The 19757-nt window shown below is 39.1% G+C and carries 21 protein-coding genes; all 21 read right to left on the bottom strand.

Annotation, left to right across the window (positions count from 1 at the left end; genetic code table 11):
• Positions 1 to 45: 45 nt before the first annotated feature.
• The 21 genes from hisC to MMB69_RS02835 all read right to left on the bottom strand — a co-directional run bounded on the left by hisC (position 46) and on the right by MMB69_RS02835 (position 19754).
• Positions 46 to 1149, bottom strand: a complete 1104-nt coding sequence (hisC, locus tag MMB69_RS02935) for a histidinol-phosphate transaminase (protein WP_221784498.1) — start codon at positions 1147 to 1149, stop codon at positions 46 to 48.
• 4 nt (positions 1150 to 1153) lie between these two features.
• Positions 1154 to 1969, bottom strand: a complete 816-nt coding sequence (gene trpA / locus MMB69_RS02930) for a tryptophan synthase subunit alpha (protein ID WP_013059001.1) — start codon at positions 1967 to 1969, stop codon at positions 1154 to 1156.
• The gene (trpB, locus tag MMB69_RS02925; protein ID WP_221812636.1) at positions 1956 to 3170 is read right to left on the bottom strand and encodes a tryptophan synthase subunit beta; all 1215 of its coding nucleotides are present in this window, start codon (positions 3168 to 3170) and stop codon (positions 1956 to 1958) included. The genes trpA and trpB overlap by 14 nt, the downstream gene beginning before the upstream one ends.
• The gene (locus MMB69_RS02920) at positions 3167 to 3793 is read right to left on the bottom strand and encodes a phosphoribosylanthranilate isomerase (protein ID WP_221812637.1); all 627 of its coding nucleotides are present in this window, start codon (positions 3791 to 3793) and stop codon (positions 3167 to 3169) included. Before MMB69_RS02920 ends, trpB begins: the two co-directional genes overlap by 4 nt.
• Complete coding sequence (trpC, locus tag MMB69_RS02915) at positions 3783 to 4550, bottom strand: indole-3-glycerol phosphate synthase TrpC (protein WP_221812638.1); 768 nt, start codon at positions 4548 to 4550, stop codon at positions 3783 to 3785. The genes MMB69_RS02920 and trpC overlap by 11 nt, the downstream gene beginning before the upstream one ends.
• Positions 4540 to 5565 carry an anthranilate phosphoribosyltransferase gene (gene trpD, locus MMB69_RS02910; protein WP_221784501.1) on the bottom strand — a complete coding sequence of 342 codons (1026 nt, stop codon included), beginning with the start codon at positions 5563 to 5565 and terminating at the stop codon, positions 4540 to 4542. Before trpD ends, trpC begins: the two co-directional genes overlap by 11 nt.
• Entirely contained in the window at positions 5558 to 7072 is a 1515-nt protein-coding gene (gene trpE / locus MMB69_RS02905) for an anthranilate synthase component I (RefSeq protein WP_221784502.1), read from the bottom strand. Before trpE ends, trpD begins: the two co-directional genes overlap by 8 nt.
• Before the next feature lie 283 nt (positions 7073 to 7355).
• Positions 7356 to 8438: a 3-dehydroquinate synthase gene (gene aroB / locus MMB69_RS02900; RefSeq protein WP_221812639.1), complete on the bottom strand. Its 1083-nt coding sequence runs from the start codon at positions 8436 to 8438 to the stop codon at positions 7356 to 7358.
• Positions 8438 to 9610 (bottom strand): chorismate synthase, encoded by a 1173-nt coding sequence (gene aroC, locus MMB69_RS02895; protein ID WP_221784504.1) that lies wholly within the window; start codon positions 9608 to 9610, stop codon positions 8438 to 8440. Before aroC ends, aroB begins: the two co-directional genes overlap by 1 nt.
• 134 nt (positions 9611 to 9744) lie before the next feature.
• Positions 9745 to 10527, bottom strand: coding sequence for a CheR family methyltransferase (locus MMB69_RS02890; protein WP_221784505.1), 783 nt, complete (start codon positions 10525 to 10527; stop codon positions 9745 to 9747).
• A 211-nt stretch (positions 10528 to 10738) separates the two neighbouring features.
• Positions 10739 to 11188 (bottom strand): nucleoside-diphosphate kinase, encoded by a 450-nt coding sequence (gene ndk, locus MMB69_RS02885; RefSeq protein ID WP_013059010.1) that lies wholly within the window; start codon positions 11186 to 11188, stop codon positions 10739 to 10741.
• Between the two features lie 115 nt (positions 11189 to 11303).
• Entirely contained in the window at positions 11304 to 12269 is a 966-nt protein-coding gene (gene hepT / locus MMB69_RS02880) for a heptaprenyl diphosphate synthase component II (protein ID WP_221812641.1), read from the bottom strand.
• 81 nt (positions 12270 to 12350) lie between these two features.
• Complete coding sequence (locus tag MMB69_RS02875) at positions 12351 to 13055, bottom strand: demethylmenaquinone methyltransferase (protein ID WP_013059012.1); 705 nt, start codon at positions 13053 to 13055, stop codon at positions 12351 to 12353.
• 4 nt (positions 13056 to 13059) lie between these two features.
• A complete protein-coding gene (locus MMB69_RS02870) occupies positions 13060 to 13854 on the bottom strand; it encodes a heptaprenyl diphosphate synthase component 1 (RefSeq protein WP_221784507.1) in 795 nt (264 codons plus the stop codon).
• A 278-nt stretch (positions 13855 to 14132) separates the two neighbouring features.
• Positions 14133 to 14363 (bottom strand): trp RNA-binding attenuation protein MtrB, encoded by a 231-nt coding sequence (gene mtrB, locus MMB69_RS02865; protein ID WP_013059014.1) that lies wholly within the window; start codon positions 14361 to 14363, stop codon positions 14133 to 14135.
• Positions 14364 to 14388: 25 nt separating this feature from the next.
• Positions 14389 to 14955, bottom strand: a complete 567-nt coding sequence (gene folE / locus MMB69_RS02860; RefSeq protein ID WP_013059015.1) for a GTP cyclohydrolase I FolE — start codon at positions 14953 to 14955, stop codon at positions 14389 to 14391.
• Positions 14956 to 15103: 148 nt separating this feature from the next.
• Positions 15104 to 15376, bottom strand: a complete 273-nt coding sequence (locus MMB69_RS02855) for an HU family DNA-binding protein (RefSeq protein ID WP_013059016.1) — start codon at positions 15374 to 15376, stop codon at positions 15104 to 15106.
• A gap of 373 nt (positions 15377 to 15749) precedes the next feature.
• Positions 15750 to 17228, bottom strand: coding sequence for a stage IV sporulation protein A (gene spoIVA, locus MMB69_RS02850; RefSeq protein ID WP_013059017.1), 1479 nt, complete (start codon positions 17226 to 17228; stop codon positions 15750 to 15752).
• Positions 17229 to 17457: 229 nt separating this feature from the next.
• Positions 17458 to 18180, bottom strand: coding sequence for a hypothetical protein (locus MMB69_RS02845; protein WP_221812642.1), 723 nt, complete (start codon positions 18178 to 18180; stop codon positions 17458 to 17460).
• A gap of 24 nt (positions 18181 to 18204) precedes the next feature.
• On the bottom strand, positions 18205 to 18408 hold the full coding sequence (locus MMB69_RS02840; RefSeq protein WP_013059020.1) for a DUF2768 domain-containing protein: 204 nt from the start codon (positions 18406 to 18408) through the stop codon (positions 18205 to 18207).
• Between the two features lie 314 nt (positions 18409 to 18722).
• Positions 18723 to 19754, bottom strand: a complete 1032-nt coding sequence (locus tag MMB69_RS02835) for an NAD(P)H-dependent glycerol-3-phosphate dehydrogenase (RefSeq protein ID WP_050689707.1) — start codon at positions 19752 to 19754, stop codon at positions 18723 to 18725.
• Positions 19755 to 19757: the final 3 nt, after the last annotated feature.

The following is a 19757-nucleotide window of genomic DNA, read 5'->3' as shown; positions in this document are numbered from 1 at the left end:
GATGAGAGTGTGAAATCACACTCTCATCTTTTACTATATTGGGTATTAAGCTTTCGCCGCTTCTTGACTAACAAACTGCTGAAGCAATTCAATGATTTGTTCATTTTGTTCTTTTGTTCCCACCGTAATACGAACGGAAGTTGGGAAGCCTAATGCATTCCCTGAACGGACGATAAATCCGCGCTGCAATAAAAATTGAAACACTTCATCGCCTTGACGGCCAAAATCAATTAGAACAAAGTTAGTGAAAGAAGGATAATAGTTTAAGCCGTTCTTATCACAGAAAGCATAATATTGCTGCAAGCCTTCTTCATTTTTCTTTTTACACTCTTCAATGAACGCTTGGTCTTCAAGAGCAACGATTGCTGCTTTTTGAGCCATGCGGCTTGTATTAAAAGGTTCACGAGCCGGCTCAATTTTTTGTAGCAATGATTCGTTTGCAATACCGTAACCAATGCGCAAAGAAGCTAAGCCGTATGCTTTTGAAAATGTACGAAGTACAATTAAGTTTTCATATTCATTCAAAAACTCTACCGTATTCGGGTAGTCGGCTTGGTCGGCTGCATACTCAAAATAGGCTTCATCCATTACGATTAACGTATGCTTAGGAACTTGTTTCATAAAAGAAATTAACTCATCGCCCTTCACGTACGTTCCCGTTGGATTATTCGGACTGCATACCCACACAATTGTCGTATTTTCATCAATTGCACGAAGCATAGCATCTAAATCATGATCTCCCCCGCGCAGCGGTACTTCGCGAATTTCTGCACCTTCAATTACGGCATTGTGCTTATATTGAGGAAATGACGGCGTCGGCATGACAGTATTTGTATCAGCCGATAGCAAAGCTCGGCAAATAATTTGAATGACTTCATCAGACCCGTTTCCAAAAATCAGCTGATCTTGCTCTACGCCTACGTGCTTTGCTACTGCTGCACGCAGTTCAGCTGCATAGCCGTCTGGATAAAGCGCCATATTTTCGATTTCTGCAGCAATCGCTTCTTTTACTAAAGCAGAACTGCCGTAAGGATTTTCATTAGACGCTAATTTTACAACGCGGTCTAAATTAAATTCACGCTTTACTTCTTCAATTGGCTTACCTGGTTTATATGGAGATAAAGTTAGTAATTGTTCTTTTACCTTCAACGTGTTACACCTCGCATTTTTGTATAGGCGAAACGATGGATGCAACATACTCCTCAATTTGATTTAATCCGTCTCGGCGTGTATCCTTATTTAAAAGAACTTGTTCAAGCTGGCCAATTTTATTAACAATTGCACTTCCAATTACAATGCCGTCGCTATGTTCTTTTAACACCTCTACTTGTTCACTTGTTGAAATCCCAAAACCGACGGCAACCGGTATAGAAGCTGCTGCTTTCACATCTTCTAAAAAGGTTCCAATATCAGCTGGCAACGTAGAGCGAACCCCTGTAACGCCTAAAGACGACACGCAGTATAAGAAGCCCGTTGCATCTGCAGCGATTTTTTGAATACGCTCTTTAGATGTAGGAGCAACCATTGAAATGTACGCAACTTCATTTTCAGCGGCAAGCTCTCGGATACGGCCACTCTCTTCGTACGGTAAATCCGGAATTAGCACTCCATCTATTTCATTTTCTCGCATTAACGCGAAAAAGGATTCTAAACCTAATTGTAACACAGGATTAAAATAGGTAAAGAGAATTACCGGTATTTTCACACCTTTTTTTCTCATCACCGATACAAGCTTAATGGCTTTTGAAATAGACATACCGCCAGATAAAGCTCTTTTGGACGCCTCTTGAATAATTGGACCATCTGCTAAAGGGTCGGAATATGGTACGCCCAGCTCTAAAATAGAAGCACCTTGCTTTTGCAAAGACAAAGCAATATCCACCGTTGCATCTTCATGAGGATCTCCTGCTGTAATAAATGGAATAAACAATGTTTCGTGTTTAGGTAGTCTCGCTTCAAACGTATTCATGTTCTTCTTCCTTCCCTTCTAGCAAGTTTACTAATGTATGAACGTCCTTATCTCCTCGACCTGACAAGCAAATTAAAATTGTTTCTTCTTTCGTCATGCTTTTAGCCAGTTCAAATGCTTTTGCCAGCGCATGGGCGGACTCAATAGCCGGGATGATTCCCTCTGTTTTCGCCAGCAGCTGAAGAGCTTCGATTGACTCATCATCCGTTACACTTTCATATTCTACTCGTCCAATAGATGAAAGGTGAGAATGCTCTGGACCGATACCTGGATAATCCAAACCTGCTGAAATAGAATAAGGCTCTGTAATTTGACCATTTTCATCTTGAAGTAAATACGTGAGCGTTCCGTGAATAACACCTTTTGTACCTTTAGCCATTTTAGCAGCATGAAGGGCTGTATTTAGTCCTTTCCCTCCTGCTTCTACGCCGATCAAGCGTACATTTTCTTCTTTAATAAAATGATAAAACATGCCGATTGCATTACTGCCGCCTCCGACGCATGCCACCACAGCATTCGGAAGTTTGCCTTCTACCGCTGTAAACTGTTCTTTTGCTTCTTCTCCAATAATTTTTTGGAAATCTCGAACCATTTTAGGATAAGGATGCGGTCCAATGGCCGAACCAATTAAGTAAAAATGATCTTCACAATGTTGAACCCAGTAGCGAATTGCTTCATTTGTTGCATCTTTTAGCGTTTTTGTTCCAGAAGTTGCAGGAATGACTTCCGCTCCTAGAAGTTTCATGCGAAAAACGTTCAACGCCTGGCGTTCAATATCTTCTTCTCCCATGAATACTTTGCATTCCATTCCGAACTTTGCAGCTACTGTAGCTGTGGCTACCCCGTGCTGACCTGCTCCTGTTTCAGCAATAATTTTTGTTTTGCCCATACGTTTAGCAAGTAAAATCTGTCCAATGGCATTATTGATTTTGTGAGCACCCGTATGATTTAAGTCTTCACGTTTTAAATAAATTTTTGCCCCGCCGAGTGTTTCGGTAATATTATCAGCATATGTTAAAGCTGTTGGTCGCCCTGAGTAATTGACGAGTAAGGATAGATACTCATCTTTAAATGCCGGATCTTTCATTGCTTGATTCAAAGCTGCTTCTACTTCTTCAAGCGGTTTCATTAATGTTTCAGGTACGTATTTTCCGCCAAATTCACCAAAGCGGCCAAATTCATCAGGATGATTGTATGTCATAGTATGATCTTCCTTTCAATCTCTATAATTTTTGTATAGTCCTTCGTTCCATTTGTTTCAATACCGCCAGAAATATCAATCGCCCCAGGCTTGTAGGGTAACAAGTTCTCAATGTTAAAAGCATTGATTCCTCCAGCAATAAAGCATTTTTTACCTAACTTTCGTGCAGCTGATTCATACTGAGGAACGAAGCTCCAATCAAAAGCGACGCCCGTTCCTCCGAATTGTTCTTTAACCTTGCTGTCAATTACATAACCGTCAGCTTCTTCATATACATGCATTTGCTGCAGCGTATCTTTATTGTGCGGGAGCGCTTTCCATACTTCATATCCACGCTGCTTTAACTCACGTACTTCAGCAGCTGTTTCTTGCCCGTGGCACTGAATCACATCTAAATTTGTCACGGAGGCAATTTTAAGTATGTGATCCACCGGTGTATTAACAAATACCCCTACTAGCGAGACTTGTTTTTTTATTTCATCCGTTACAAACTCATTTACTCGTTCAGGCTTTACATATCGTTTACTTTTAGGGTAGAAAATAAAGCCAATGTGAGTAGCAGCCGACTTTTCGATTAAAGCTATATCTTGTTTTGATCGAATCCCGCAGTACTTAATAAGCATATTCACTTTCCCCAAACAGCTTTTCAATCGCTTTGGTTTGATTATCCTGTCTCATAAGCGATTCTCCTACTAAAATAGCTTTTGCTCCGGCTTCTTTTACGTAGGAAACATCATCGTATAAGTAAATGCCGCTTTCACTTACTAAAAGCTGATCTTTCGGCACGTGCTTAGCGATTTCTTTTGTCTGCTGCACGCTGGTTTCAAACGTGTGAAGATTTCGATTATTAATTCCGATAATCTTCGGTGTAAATACAGCTAACAGCTGTTCAAGCGTTTCTAAAGAATGCACTTCTACTAAACAATCTAACTCTTTTTCAGCAGCTTGAAGATAAAGCTCTTGCAATTTTAATGGTTCAAGTGCTTCTCCAATGAGTAAAATAGCATCGGCACCGATTCTTGCACTTTCTTCCACTTGAATGGAATCAATGATGAAATCCTTGCGAAGCACAGGAATAGAGACATGCTGTTTAATATCACTTAAAAACGTTTGATGTCCTTGAAAATAGTGCTGATCCGTTAACACAGACAAAGCATCTGCTTTTCCTTCCTCGTAGGCTTTAGCAATTTCCACAGGCTGAAAATTCTCTTTTATTAATCCTTTGGAAGGAGAGGCTTTTTTTACTTCTGCAATAAGAGCCAGCTCTCGATTCGGATTTGATAAAGCTTCTAAAAATGATCGTTTTGTAACATTTTGCTGTTCGGGTAACTGTAGGTTTTGAATTTCTTCTTTTTTTGTTTCAATAATTTTATTGAGCATGTTCAACCACCTTTTTCGATTTCAATCGTTGTAATTGCGTGTATGCAGCACCTGATTCAATTGTTTCTAAAGCTACAGCTACTCCTTCTTCAAAAGTAGAAACGTTTCCGCTAACGTAAATAGCTGCAGCAGAGTTCAACACGACTGCATTTTTAGCAGTTACATTACTTTTATTTAAAAATAGCGATTCAATGAGCTCTGCACTCGATTTCGCGTCTTCTACCACCAAGTCTCCAAGCTTCCCTCTCTGTAAGTGTACATCCTCTGGTGCAAGCGTATATTCTGTAATAACATTGTCTTGCACTTCTACAATATCCGTTACATCCGTGGCACTAATTTCATCTAAACCATCTCTGCCCGCAACAAGCAGGACGTGGTTAGCTCCCAGTACAACAAGCGCTTCTGCTAATTTCCGTGCAAGCTCAATAGAATAAACGCCAATTACTTGCTTTGTGCAGTTAGTAGGGTTTGCTAACGGACCTAATGCATTAAAAACGGTTCTAAACCCTAATTCCTTTCGAGTAGCAGCAACGTGCTTCATAGCAGGGTGATAAAGCGGCGCAAATAAAAAGGACATGTTGAGGTCAGACACCGCATTTTTCACTTCTTTTTCATTTCCTTGAATCCATATATCTAGATGTTCTAACACGTCTGCACTTCCGCTTTTAGAAGACACCGCGCGATTCCCATGTTTCGCAACCTTTACTCCAGCAGCAGATGCCACAATCGCACTAGCCGTCGAAATATTAAACGTAGAGGCGCCGTCTCCTCCCGTACCGCACGTATCTACTACGTTTAATTCTTCTAGAGAAATAGCATTCATATTGTTTTTCATACCCCGGACAAAACCAACAATTTCATCGACGGTTTCTCCTCGGTACGTTAAAATGGTTAGCACGCTAGCAATTTGAGCTGCCGGGACTTTACCGTTCATAATATCATTCATAATTTTTTCTGCTTCTTCCGCTGAAAGTGACTCGCCGCGCAAACACTTTTTTAACAATTCTTTAAACATATACATCCTCCTTTTTATCGTAGATGTCTTGAGCTAATTGAATTGTTTTAATTAAAGCGCTAGCTTTATTGCGGGTTTCTTTCCACTCAAGCTCCGGTTTTGAGTCAGCAACCACTCCTGCTCCAGCCTGTATATAAGCGGTTTGGTCTTTCAAAAGAATGGTACGAATCGCAATGCACGAATCAATGTTTCCATCAAATCCGAGATATGCTACGGTTCCTGCATATACATTTCGCGCAACTGGTTCAATTTCATTTAAGATTTGCATCGCTCGCACTTTTGGAGCGCCAGATACGGTACCCGCTGGAAATGCAGAAAGCAGCGCATCAATGGGATGTACTTGTTCATCAAGGCGTCCTGTCACTTTAGAAATCAAGTGCATGACGTGCGAAAAGTTAACCTGCTGCATTAATACTGGTGTTTGGACACTTCCATACTGTGCAACTCGGCCGATGTCATTTCTTGCTAAGTCCACGAGCATATAGTGTTCTGCCCGCTCTTTTTCATCGTTAATTAAGTCTTCGTATAAGCGCGCATCTTCTTCTGCATCCTTGCCGCGTCTTCTCGTTCCTGCAATCGGATGAATTTCTAAATGGCCGTTTTCAATTTGAATCAATCGCTCAGGGGAACTTCCGATCAACTCCACTCCCTTTACTTTCACGTAAAATAAATAAGGAGATGGATTAACTAATCGCAATACTCTGTAAATATCAAATCCAGCTACGGTCGTATCAATTTGAAATCTCTGCGACAATACAGCTTGAAAAACATCTCCGCTTTTAATATATTCCTTAATTTTTTCCACATCTTGCACAAATTTATCTTTTTGGTAGGACGATGTCACGCCTTCAAAGCTAACTTCGCGCTGCTCACTTTCAAACATCATTGGCTTTTCTTTCACCGTCTGCGCTATTCTTTCAACATATCTATTGATCTCTGCTAGAGCTTCATCATGTTTTTCTTTTTTTTGCTGTTCTTTATCTTGCTCATCAAGCTGAATGTAATGAATCACCATAAGCTCTTTTGTTTGATGATTATAAGCAAGCATCGTTTGACAATAGATAAAGTGAAAAGTAGGCATGTTCAAATCGTTTTGGGCATGTACGTTTACTTTTTCAATTTGCGATACTGCGTCGTAGCTGATAAACCCTACTGCTCCTCCTTTAAAAGGAAGTGCAAGGTCTGGTACTTTCACTTTCAGCTCTTGCTGAATTTTACAAAACACCTCTTTAAAGCTGTCTCCTTGCAGCACAGGCTGAAGCTGCTTGTTTTTTGCTAGATAGGTTCCGTTTTCTTCCTCAACATACAAAAATGGGTTTAAGCCAATAAAAGAATAATTGGACCATGGTGATGATTCATCATTACTTTCAAGCAAATATACGGCTTCATCTTTTACTTGTTGAAAAAGATCAACAGGTGTCATGCTATCGATAAATATTTTTTTTATGATTGGAATGGTTAAATACTTTGTAGAGTCTTCTAAAAAAGAAGTATACGTGTTCGTCATATCTTTCAATCCTCCATTTCATGGAGAATGAGAATAGATGAGGTTATATAAAAGAGGATATAATAAATAAACCCAAAGACACATCAAAAATGGGCCTTTGGGTATACGAATGGTAAAATTCACTCAACTAAACTCTGCTCAACTGTCTCATTCTCGTCTACCCTAATCTCAACTAAACTGTCTATTGTTTTCTCATAACTAAAATCTCTAAACTAACTTGTTACCAATTGTAGTACGTTTCAAATTCATTTGTCAACTACTATCTACTTGGCTTTAGACGAAACTAAGCTTGAAGCTCTTCATTCAGCAGTTTAAGAATCACTTCATCTTCTACTTGTTGAACAAAAGGCCTGCCTATGCCTTCAAGCAGTACCATGTGAACATTGCTTGATTTAGACTTCTTGTCCGCTTTCATTCTTACGAGCAGTTTTTCAGCTGAAAGATGGTTTGGGACAGAAGTCTTGTAGCCAAATTTTTCAAACCATTTTGCAATGTCGTCCACAGGGAACTGACTTTTCCCAAGAACATTGCTGACTTTCATAGCAAACAGCATACCAATCGCAACGCCTTCTCCGTGGCTGATTTGTCCATAGCCGCACTCTGCTTCGATCGCATGACCTAGCGTATGTCCAAAGTTCAGATGGGCGCGAACGCCAGCTTCTGTCTCATCTTCTTTTACAACAGATGCTTTGACTAAAATACCGCTTTGAATAGCATAAATTAATTTTTCATCTTGTAAATCAGTCAGCGATTGTATATTTTGCTGAAGCCATTCGTAAAAAGCTTCGTCGTGAATAAAAGCGTGTTTAATCACTTCTGCAAAACCGGAACGCCATTCTCTTTCAGGAAGCGTTTTAAGAAGATCAATATCATAAACAACCGCTTCAGGCTGATAAAAAGCGCCAATCATATTTTTTCCAAGCTCATGATTAATGGCTACTTTACCGCCTACAGCACTGTCGTGAGCAAGAAGCGTCGTTGGCACTTGAATAAAAGAAACACCTCTCATGTATGTAGCGGCTACAAATCCAGCTAAATCGCCAACTACCCCTCCGCCGAAAGCAATAACGAGCGCATTGCGGTCAAGCTGCTGCTCGAGTGCAAATGTCTGACAATCGTAGTAATGTTGAAATGACTTTGCATGTTCACCGCTTGGCACTACGTATTTAGCCACTTTAAACTGCGTCTCAATCGCTTTTACAACCGCTTCTCCATAATATGAATCTACGGCTGAATCGGTGATGATTAACACGGAAGACAGATTAGGTTTTACACTCTCGACAATAGAAGGCAGCTTTTCAATTAATCCATTTCCTAAATAAAGAGGATATGTTTTGGATAAAGTTTGAATATCAATTTGCAACATTAAAACTCCCTCGCATGCGCACGCATTTTCTCAATATTTTCAGCAATTAAATCAATTCGGTCTTGTCCAAACTGTTCGATTAGCGCATTAGCCAATTCCCAAGCTACAACGGCTTCTGCGACAACGCTTGCCGCCGGCACAGCGCAGCTGTCTGAACGTTCGATGCTTGCCTCGAAGGCTTCTTTTGTTTCAATATCAACACTTTTTAACGGCTTGTAAAGCGTTGGAATAGGTTTCATTACACCGCGTACTACAATTGGCATACCTGTTGTCATGCCGCCTTCAAAGCCGCCTAAGTTGTTTGTTTTACGGGTATATCCATTCTTTTCATCCCATAGAATTTCGTCATGAACTTCGCTTCCTGGTCTGCGAGCCGCTTCAAATCCAATCCCAAACTCAACGCCTTTAAATGCATTGATACTCATAACAGCTGCAGCAATCTTCGCATCTAATTTACGATCGTAATGAACATAGCTGCCTACTCCTGCTGGCACGCCTTCAATAATAACTTCTACTACGCCTCCGATAGAATCGCCGTTTTTCTTAGCATCATCGATTGCTTGCATCATGTCTTTCTCAACAGCTGAGTCAAAACATCTTACTGGAGAAGCTTCAGTGACTTCTTGAAGTTCCTCTAAGCTTTTGTATTGAGGCGGATTTGCCTGTACCCCGCCAATTTCTAATACATGTCCAGCTACAGAAATCCCGAACTGAGCAAGGATTTGACGAGCCACAGCACCTGCTGCTACCCTTACAGTTGTTTCACGAGCTGAAGAACGTTCTAATACATTTCTCATATCGCGATGGCCATATTTGATAGCGCCGTTTAAATCGGCATGCCCTGGTCTTGGTCTTGAGATTTTACGCTTTACTTCTTCTGATTCTTCTTCAGAAATTGGCTCGATGCCCATAATTTTTGTCCAGTGTTTCCAGTCGTTATTTTCTACCGCTAACGTAATAGGAGACCCTAACGTATAGCCGTGGCGGACACCGCTTAAAATTTCCGCTTGATCTTTTTCAATTTGCATACGTCTTCCGCGACCATGACCTTTTTGTCTTCGCGCTAAATCTGTATTGATGTCTTCGGCTGTTAAAGGAAGCCCTGCCGGCACACCCTCTAAAATAGTAGTCAACTGTGGACCATGTGATTCTCCTGCTGTTAAATATCGCATAATCGTACCTCCGCTTAATATGTATTATTCGTCAGAATTTTTCCATTTTTAAATATGACTATACCATACTATAACATAAGAATGTACAAAAAGTTTCACCCTACCTTTTAAGAAACCGCTTTAGGTTGTCTCGATTAAATGGTCTTTACTTTTCTGTAAAAAAACGTATCAGCCGTTTCAAATCCATACTTTTGCGGAGTAAAAACCTGTTCTGTGCTACCTACAAATAAGATGCCGCCAGGTGCTAAAGCTCTGCTGAATTTTTCATATAAAGCATGCTTAGCTTCATCTGTAAAATAAATAAGAACATTGCGACAAACAATCAAGTCAACGTTTTTTGGAAAAGAGTCTGACAGTAAGTTATGTTTTTGAAAAACAACTGTTTTTTTGATTTTTTCATCTAATAAGTACCCGGTTCCTCTTTGTTGAAAGTACTTATTTTTCATCAAAACAGGCATTTCCTGAAGTGAACGTTCATCATAAAAGCCTGTTTTTGCTTTTTCTATCACTTTTTCATCCAAATCGGTCGCCAATATAGAAATACGCGAAAGCGGAAAAAATGTTGATAAAACCATCGCTAGTGTATATGGCTCTTCCCCTGTTGAACAGGCAGCGCTCCACACTTTCAGGTCTGTTTTTCCTTTTACAAGAGTCGGTAGAATTTTCTTCTCCAATATATCCCACCGCTGATAGTTGCGATAAAACTCTGACACGTTAATCGTCATCCGATCTAAAAACTCCTCAAGCAGTTCGTTGTTACTGTTCATTGCTTGATAATATTCAAAAAAACTAGAAAAACCTTTTTTTTCATATAGGGAGGTAAGGCGGCGTTGCATTTGAGACTGCTTATATAGTGATAAATCAATGCCTGTTTTTGTTTTTATTTTCTCCACAAACGCGTCGTATTCATCTATCATTTTTGACTCTCCTTTCTTATTTCTATACGTTGATGCTAGACGTATAAAGAAATAAAACCTTTATATACGCTTATCTTCTTATTAATATATCGGAATACATTATGAAAATGTTTATGTAGGGAAATCTTTGCACTTAATAGCCTAGAAGCCTATTTATAAACACAATAAAAAAGACGAATGAAAATTCATTCGTCTCTTTGCGCTATCTAAATTAGTAAATCCAAGCGTCTGCGTCTTTTTTATAGAAAGTCAGCTCTTCACTTTCAAAGAATAAGCTGATTTCACGCTCCGCACTCTCTGGTGAATCTGAGCCGTGAATAATATTCTTATCGACAATCAGTCCATAATCACCTCGAATAGTTCCAGGAAGCGCTTCTTGAGGGTTAGTTTTTCCCACCATTTGACGTGATACTGAAATCACGTTTTCACCTTCCCATACCATAGCAAAAACTGGACCTGATGTGATAAATTTCACTAACTCACCGAAGAAAGGTTTCTCTTTATGTTCACCGTAGTGTGTTTCAGCTAATTCCTGCGAAATATGCATAAGCTTAGCTCCAACTAATTGAAAACCTTTTTTCTCAAAGCGAGAAATAACCTCACCAATAATGCTTCTTTGTACCCCGTCTGGTTTGACCATTAAAAACGTTTTTTGTATCATTTTACTCTCCACCCCTGAAGTTCATGATATGTAAACAAGTTTTGAAAGCGCAATCACACCTCATGAAGATATTAACATTGTTTCGAGCAGTTTACAACTTATGAAAGTAAATAAATCAAAATTTCCGTTTTCCAATGTACTTCGCAATTTGATGCAGCGTTTTTTTCGCCTTGTTTGGCGGCAGTTCTTCTAAAATGCTCATCGCTTTTTGCAGATAACGATCGCTCATCTCAAATGAACGTTCAATGGCGTTAGAAGATTTAATATCAGAAATAATTTCATTGATCAGCTCTTGCTCATATTCCCTCTCGAAAAGCTGTTCTACTTTATCTCGAAACTCAGCATTTTCAATGGCATACAAAACTGGCAGCGTAATATTTCCTTGCAGTAAGTCGCTGCCAACTGGTTTCCCAAGCTGTTCTTCTGATGAAATAAAATCTAAAATGTCATCGGTAATTTGAAATGACATTCCCACGTAATATCCAAACCAAAATAAACGTTTATGTATATCTTCAGGAGCTCCCGCTGCAATTGCACCTAACTGACAGCTTGCAGCAATTAGCAGTGCCGTTTTACGTTTAATTCTACGCAGATACACGCGTAAGTTTTGGTTTAGGTTGTATTTGTCCTTAATCTGTTCAATTTCACCCAGTGTTAATTCCACCATCGTATTAGATAAAATTTTATGTGCTTCCACATCTTTAACCTCACTCATAACTTCAAGCGCACGAGCAAAGATGTAATCCCCTGTATACATAGCAATACGATTGTCCCATTTTGCCTTAATTGTTGGTTTTCCGCGTCGCTTATCAGCGTCATCAATAACATCATCATGGACAAGAGACGCCATATGAATCAGCTCAAGCGCTACTGCCACATGTTTGATTCGGTCGATGTTGTAATGCCCAAATTTAGCTGCCAACAAAACAAATACAGGGCGAATTCGTTTCCCCCCTGCTTGTAAAAGGTGAAGAGAAGCATCTGTGATAAGTGTTTCATCGGTATGAACAGTTTGTTCAAGTTCTTTTTCAATAAGGGTAATATCCGTATTCAAAAAAGCGTACATCATTTTTAGTTTCATTGGACTCACCTTGCATTATATATTCATTCTTTACTCCTTATCCTACAGGCTGTTGCACCTGTAGGACAAGCTTTTTCTCTTTTATCGTTTGTACCCTAGATGCATCGCTGCTACTCCACCTGTGTAAGATTTCACTTCAACATCTGTCAAACCGGCTTCACGGAACATATCAGCCAATTGCTTTTGACCTGGAAAGTCCCTAGCTGACTCTTGAAGCCATGAATATTCGTCATAGCTTTTAGCGACCATCTTTCCAAGCGCAGGCATAATATACTTAAAATAAAGCAAGTACATTTGTCGGTAGCCAATCATCGTGGGCTGAGAAGTTTCAAGGCAAACCACTTTTCCGCCAGGTTTCACGACGCGCTGCATTTCCTTTAACACTTGAAGGTAATCGGGCACGTTGCGCAGTCCGAATCCAATCGTTACATAGTCAAATGAATTATCTTCAAAAGGAAGCTCCATTGCATTGCCATGTAGTAAGGTAATGTTTGAAAAAGGTGAGTTTTTTACTTTCTCTTCACCAATCTTTAGCATATTCTGACTGAAATCCAGGCCAACTGCCTCTCCTGTTTCTCCAACTGCTTCAGCCATAGCTAGCGTCCAATCCGCAGTTCCGCAACAAACATCTAAAGCTTTTGTTCCTTTTTGAACATTCATTCGCTTCATCGTATCTTTGCGCCATGCCTTATGACGCTGAAAACTAATAACAGAATTCATTTGATCATAATTTTTGTATATTTTTTCAAATACGCCATGGACACGCTGTTCTTTTGATTGCTGCATATCTCTATCCTTCTCCTACGACATTTTTCAGCACTTCTAAGCTAGATGTAAGTTCATCTAAGTGCTCTCTTAAAAACTCATTCATCACAAATTCACTTCGTAAGTATCCTCTAACAATATTTACAGACTGTTGAGTATACGAATAAAGGTATTCTTTTATTTGTTCTTGATTCATGCCAATTTGTTTGCAATAGTTTAGCAAGAGAGTAGGCTCTTTATGCTGTAATGACTTTAATTGCTTTAATATCCCGTTCAAATACGCTGCATGTTTTAAAAGTTCTTTCCACTCTTCACGTTCAAAATAGTCACATAAGCATCTTACAAACGATGATTCTGCTGTTAAAAAACTATTCATAACGTCGTGTGGATTAGTAGAGCGATTGTTATAAATGTGTATCTTAGCGATATTAATTTCTTTAATAGCAGATGCTATAACTTTCATTAAATTCAGCTGGTTGCTTTGAGCTAAATAGTAATAGTACAGGCCGCTGTAATAATCTCCGGCCAAAACTACCAGCTGCCGCTCATGCAGCTTTCCTTCGTTTCCGCTAACATTTTGAGTGGAGACTAGATCGTGGGTATCAAGTGCGGTTTGAACGAGCATCACAGATAGCACAGAGCTGTTCTTTTTTTCTTCTTCCATTGAAAGAGTATCTAAGAACGAACACATGTACAGTAATCTATTTTCATCAATACGCGGATGATGAATATATTTTTTTACATATGGATGACTTAATTCAACATGAAGCTGTTCTTTCATGTTGGCCACAATATCATAGATGGTTTTTACGCTCATCATCCTTGTCTCCCTTTCCATCACTATTTGTTTAAAGTTCTTTTAACTCCAAATCGATAGTGTCAATTATAACATAATTACATTATAAAATATCCTTTAAATTCTTTTGAAGCTTTTTCACGGTTTAAATCATTTAGCTGCTCATCCGCTTGAACACCGTTCGTCTACATGCCATCTGGATTTATTAGACAGTAATTTAAGATATTGCTTTTAGTTTCACCATGTTTTTCCTGTTCTTATTCATTTATTTTAAATATAAATAAAAGCAGGAAAATCCCTGCTTATTTTTTCGTATCGGATTCAATTTCTCCGTGAACAGTCTGAATGACGGCTTTGCCACGAATTTTAATTGCGGATGTATGCTCAGTAAACTGCGCAATCATTACTTCGCCTTTATCTAGTTTTTCTGAATGATGAAATCGCGTATCTGCTCCTCGCGTTAATCCAATTACGTTAACTCCATCTTCGACAGCTTTAATGACAATATACTCCGGCGTTCCTTTTTGTGTCATATTCTCTTCTCCTTCATCGTCCACATTATGATTTAATCAGTGATAAAACTTCAGCTCTAGAACTTGCATCGTGTTCTAACACTCCACGTACAGCAGAAGTGATTGTCATAGCTCCAGGCTTTTTAATGCCTCGCATGGTCATACACATGTGCTCTGCTTCCACTACTACCATTACCCCGTGCGGCTCTAATGTTTCTACAATAGAATCCGCCACTGTAGATGTAATTCTCTCCTGAAGCTGAGGACGTTTCGCAACAGCTTCTACCGCTCTTGCTAGCTTACTTAAACCGGTCACTCGTCCGCCTTTTGGAATATACGCAACATGAGCTTTTCCGTAAAAAGGCACTAAGTGGTGTTCACACATAGAGTAAAAAGGAATATCTTTTACAAGCACTAGCTCTTCATGATCTTCTCCAAAAACTGTTTTAAAATGCTCTTTTGGATCTTCATTTAACCCGGAAAAGACTTCCTCATACATTTTAGCTACTCGCTTTGGTGTATCTAATAATCCTTCACGGTTTGGATCTTCACCAATTGCTTCTAAAATTAGTCTCACAGCTTGTTCGATCTGTGGTTTATTTACAGATGACATGTTGTTGCCCTCCAATTCGTTGCATTACGACTTTATGAAAAAAATTCTAGCATATGTATATACCAAAGGCAAAAAAGAAAGGTCGCAAATGTGCGACCTTTCAAAGCTCTTCATCAACGGCTGTAAATAAAGCCATTTTATGTAGATATTATTTTACAGCATCTTTAAGAGCTTTACCTGGTTTGAATGCAGGAACTTTGCTAGCAGGAATTTCGATTTCTTCGCCAGTTTGTGGATTGCGTCCTTTACGAGCAGCACGTTCACGTACTTCGAAGTTACCAAAACCGATAAGTTGAACTTTGTCCTCAGCTTTTAAAGCTTCTAAAATTGTATCGAAAACAGCATCAACTGCTTTTGTAGCATCCTTTTTTGAAAGCTCACTTGCTTCTGCAACAGCATTAATTAATTCTGTCTTGTTCATGCCATTCACCTCCTCCCAAAATCGGATCATATAATAACTAAAAACCTTGTTAGAAAAGGAATCTAGTAATTCGTTATATCTCATTCTTTAACAAAACAAATGGATATTATACATAACCTATGTATCGACAAGCCTAATCATAAACGATTGAACTAAATAATTCAATGTTTTTCATTCGTCTGCCGTATGTATGTAGTGAAAACAGTATGATCGATCGATTTCTGTTAAAAGATTAACATATTGAACAAGGCATAGCAAGCAGAAAATAACGCAGGAATAGGATAACCATGCGATCCATCACAATATATGTAAAGTTTTGTATGATCTATCCAAAAAGAAGAGGCTCCTTTATGAGGAGCCTAACGTTATATTCTTATAAAATAATCGCGATTAAACCTCCAGATCCTTCGTTAATAATCCGTTCTAGCGTTTCTTTTAACTTATATCGCGCATTTTCAGGCATCAGCGACAGCTTTCCTTGAATCCCTTCTCTTACGATTGAACTTAGAGAGCGGCCAAATATATCTGAATTCCAAATTGAAAGCGGATCATCTTCAAAGTCTTGCATCAAATAACGAACTAATTCTTCGCTTTGCTTCTCCGTTCCGATAATCGGCGCAAATTCTGATTCTACATCCACTTTAATCATGTGTATAGAAGGTGCCACTGCTTTTAAACGAACTCCAAAACGCGATCCTTGGCGAATAATTTCAGGTTCATCAAGGCTCATATCTGAAAGCGAAGGTGCAGCTACACCATAACCCGTTTGCTTAACCATGCGAAGTGCATCAGAGACTTGATCATACTCGGTTTTTGCATGCACAAAGTCTTGCATTAACTGCAGCAAATGATCTCTTCCGCGAATTTCTACTCCCACGATTTCTTTCAAAATCTGATCATATAAGTCATCTGGAGCGTATAAGTCAATTTCGGCAATCCCCTGCCCCATCTCAATTCCGGCTAATCGAGCCTGATCGATAAACTCAAACTGGCTAAATTGCTCTACTACCCGTTCAACGTCTCTCAGCCTCTTAATATCTTTTACCGTTTCTTTAACGGCTTCTTGATAGCTTTCACGCAGCCAATGTTTATCTTTTAAAACCATTACCCAGCTTGGTAGATTAACGTTGACTTCTAATACAGGAAACTCGTAGAGTGCTTCTCTTAATACGTTCATCACATCAGTATCGCGCATGCTTTCCACACTCATCGCTAATACTGGAATATCATATTTTTCATTAAGCTTTGCACGAAGCTTTTCTGTATCAGGATGATATGGCTGTACGGTATTAATAACCATGATAAATGGTTTGCCTACTTCTTTTAGCTCATTAATGACGCGCTCTTCTGCTTCGACGTAATCTTGACGAGGTATATCTCCAATTGAGCCATCTGTTGTAATGACGACACCAATCGTTGAGTGTTCTTGAATTACCTTTCTCGTTCCAATTTCAGCCGCTTCGTGAAATGGAATTGGTTCTTCATACCAAGGTGTATTGATCATTCGAGGTCCGTTTTCATCTTCGTACCCTTTAGCACCAGGCACCGTATATCCTACACAATCTACTAACCGTATGTTAACTTCTAGCCCGTCATCTACCAAAACATTAACTGCTTGATTCGGTACGAATTTCGGCTCAGTTGTCATAATCGTTTTTCCAGCTGCACTTTGTGGTAGTTCATCTTGTGTGCGAGCTCTTTCTGCCTCGTTCTCGATGTGAGGCAGGACCACCAGCTCCATAAATTTTTTAATAAATGTAGATTTTCCTGTTCGAACTGCTCCCACCACACCTAAATATATATCGCCTCCTGTACGTTCAGCGATATCTTTAAATACATCCACCTTTTCCAAAAGATCCCCTCCGATCTATGAGTTCATGGAATATGACATCCATTGCGAGAGTAAATTAGGACACTATATAGTTATGACGTTGTCCTATTAAAATATGACTTTTGATAGAAAAATTTATGATTTTTTTCATGCACATGCTGACTTAGTCATTCTGATTATCATTATTGGTGTACAAGAAAGAGAAAACCCCTTCTCTCTGAATATTATTCAAGGAGAAGGGGTTCATGACTTATTTTTTAAAAAATATTGGTTCATTCTTATCGTTGACTGTATAAGGAAGAGAGTAAGCAGGTACAAAATCACTGTTTTCCACAAGGAGCTTTCGTATATCTTCACCAGGTTTATAGGAGCTTTTATGCTTTTGAATGGCGTCATACAAATCAGGACGATAATCTACAAATACATCTCCCTGTCCATTAACAATTAAAGAAAGACTATTCCCTGTATATGGGCTAGTAACGACAGGAGGCTCTTTCATATTCAATTTTTTATAATTAATAGAGAATACGCCGGGAGCGATGACGTCTTTAAACGGTACGTACCCTTTATGGTTTTGACGGTATATATTCAAATGTACGTTAACATCTTGAATCGTATCCGCCATCCGTAAGTCTAATAATTTAACCGTGGGCTTTGTTTCTGCATCCACAATTACGTACGCAAATATCCCTCCGCTTTCATACGAATTCCCAGGTGCGTCTTGCATGTATCTAGGAACAATTTTCGTAAAGTCAATCGGATATTTTTGATAAATTGGCGTGTCCATATCTTTCGTTTTTATTGGCAATAAGCCTCCGCTTTCTTGTTTAAATTGATCAACCGCCGTTTGCACGGAAGCAACTTGATCTTTATAAGGAACTTGATTTTGAGACATTCTTTCCGCCGGGTACAAACAACCGGATAATACAAAAATGGTTAACCCAACAATAGACGTTAGCATGAATTTTTTCATTTCCCTCACCCTACCATATGTACATTAAGCATCTGTCGGCCCGCTGAATACAACAATTACCATAATAAGACCTGCTACAATCATAAGCGAATAGGCAATGAAAGCGAGTACAATTTTACCAATGCGGTTCGTAATTTTATAACGACTAAAGTAAATAGAAAATACCGAAATAAACATAAATACAATGGAACCCAATGAAATCCACATCTTTAACAAACCTGGCGACAAATTGCATCCACTCCTTTTTTCACCGTTATTATAACATAAGGACTTATAGTTAAGATGGATATTGATAGAACTTTCTAAATTCACTATTTATTTACCTTCCAGTAATTCAAGCTCTATAGTAATTACTTTCCTATTAAATTGACAAATTCCTGCTTTTTCACATAAAAAAATCGAAGCGAAGGGGGCTCTTCGCTTCGATCATAACTAAATATTCCCATACTAACAGTTCTACTCATCTTTATTTACACGTTATTTTATGCAAGTAAATGATTTTGGGTATCACCAATTGCCTATTTTTTCATATTTCTTTGCACTTAATTTAGTTTTTCTCCTAAAACATTCGCTAAATCTTCCATTTCATGTGTTTTAGTACGAGACATAAGCGCGTCTACTGCATCTTTTGCCTTCACATCATTAAACAGTACATTATATAAAGCATCAGCAATCGGCATTTTTACGTCATATTTTTGAGATAGCTGGTAAGCTGCTTTCGTCGTGCGTACACCTTCTACAACCATTCCCATATTTTCTAATACTTCGTCTAAATTTTTGCCTTTTCCAAGAAGATTACCAGCGCGCCAATTTCGAGAATGAACGCTTGTACACGTTACAATCAAGTCTCCAATCCCGGTTAAACCTGAGAACGTCAGAGGATTGGCACCAAGCACAGTACCTAAACGAGCGATTTCAGCTAAGCCACGAGTCATAAGAGCGGCCTTCGCATTGTCACCATATCCAAGTCCATCCGTGATACCAGCAGCAAGAGCAATAATATTTTTTAACGCTCCCCCAATTTCCACACCAATCACATCAGGATTCGTATAAACACGGAAGTACTGTTGATTATTAAATAAATCCTGCACTTTTTCTGCTGCTTGTATATTTGTTGAAGCTGATGTCACGGTTGTCGGCTGCCTTCTACTTACTTCTTCAGCATGACTCGGACCTGATAAGACAACGATGTCTTTTGTATCAATTTCTTCTTGAATCATTTGAGATATACGTAAAAGAGAATCTGGTTCAATCCCTTTACTTACATGAACAATTGTAAACAGTTCATCGGTAAGGGATTTTAGCTGCTGCAACACTTCACGAATGGCCTTCGTTGGAACAGCTAAAATAAGGGTTTCAACACCCTCTATTGCCTTTTCTAATGACGTAAAACCTTTAATCTGATGAGGAAGCTCTACACCAGGCAAATATTTTTCATTCTGATGCGTCTCGTTAATTTGATCAATGACTTGTTGTCTATGTCCCCAAATGCGAACATCGTGTCCATTTTCCGCCAATACGAAAGCTAATGCAGTTCCCCAGCTCCCTGCTCCTAGTACAGCTATTCTTTCCACGCC

The organism is Priestia sp. P5, assembly GCF_029522155.1.
GTDB lineage: Bacteria > Bacillota > Bacilli > Bacillales > Bacillaceae_H > Priestia > Priestia megaterium_E.
This window is presented reverse-complemented; position numbering and strand designations above follow the sequence as displayed.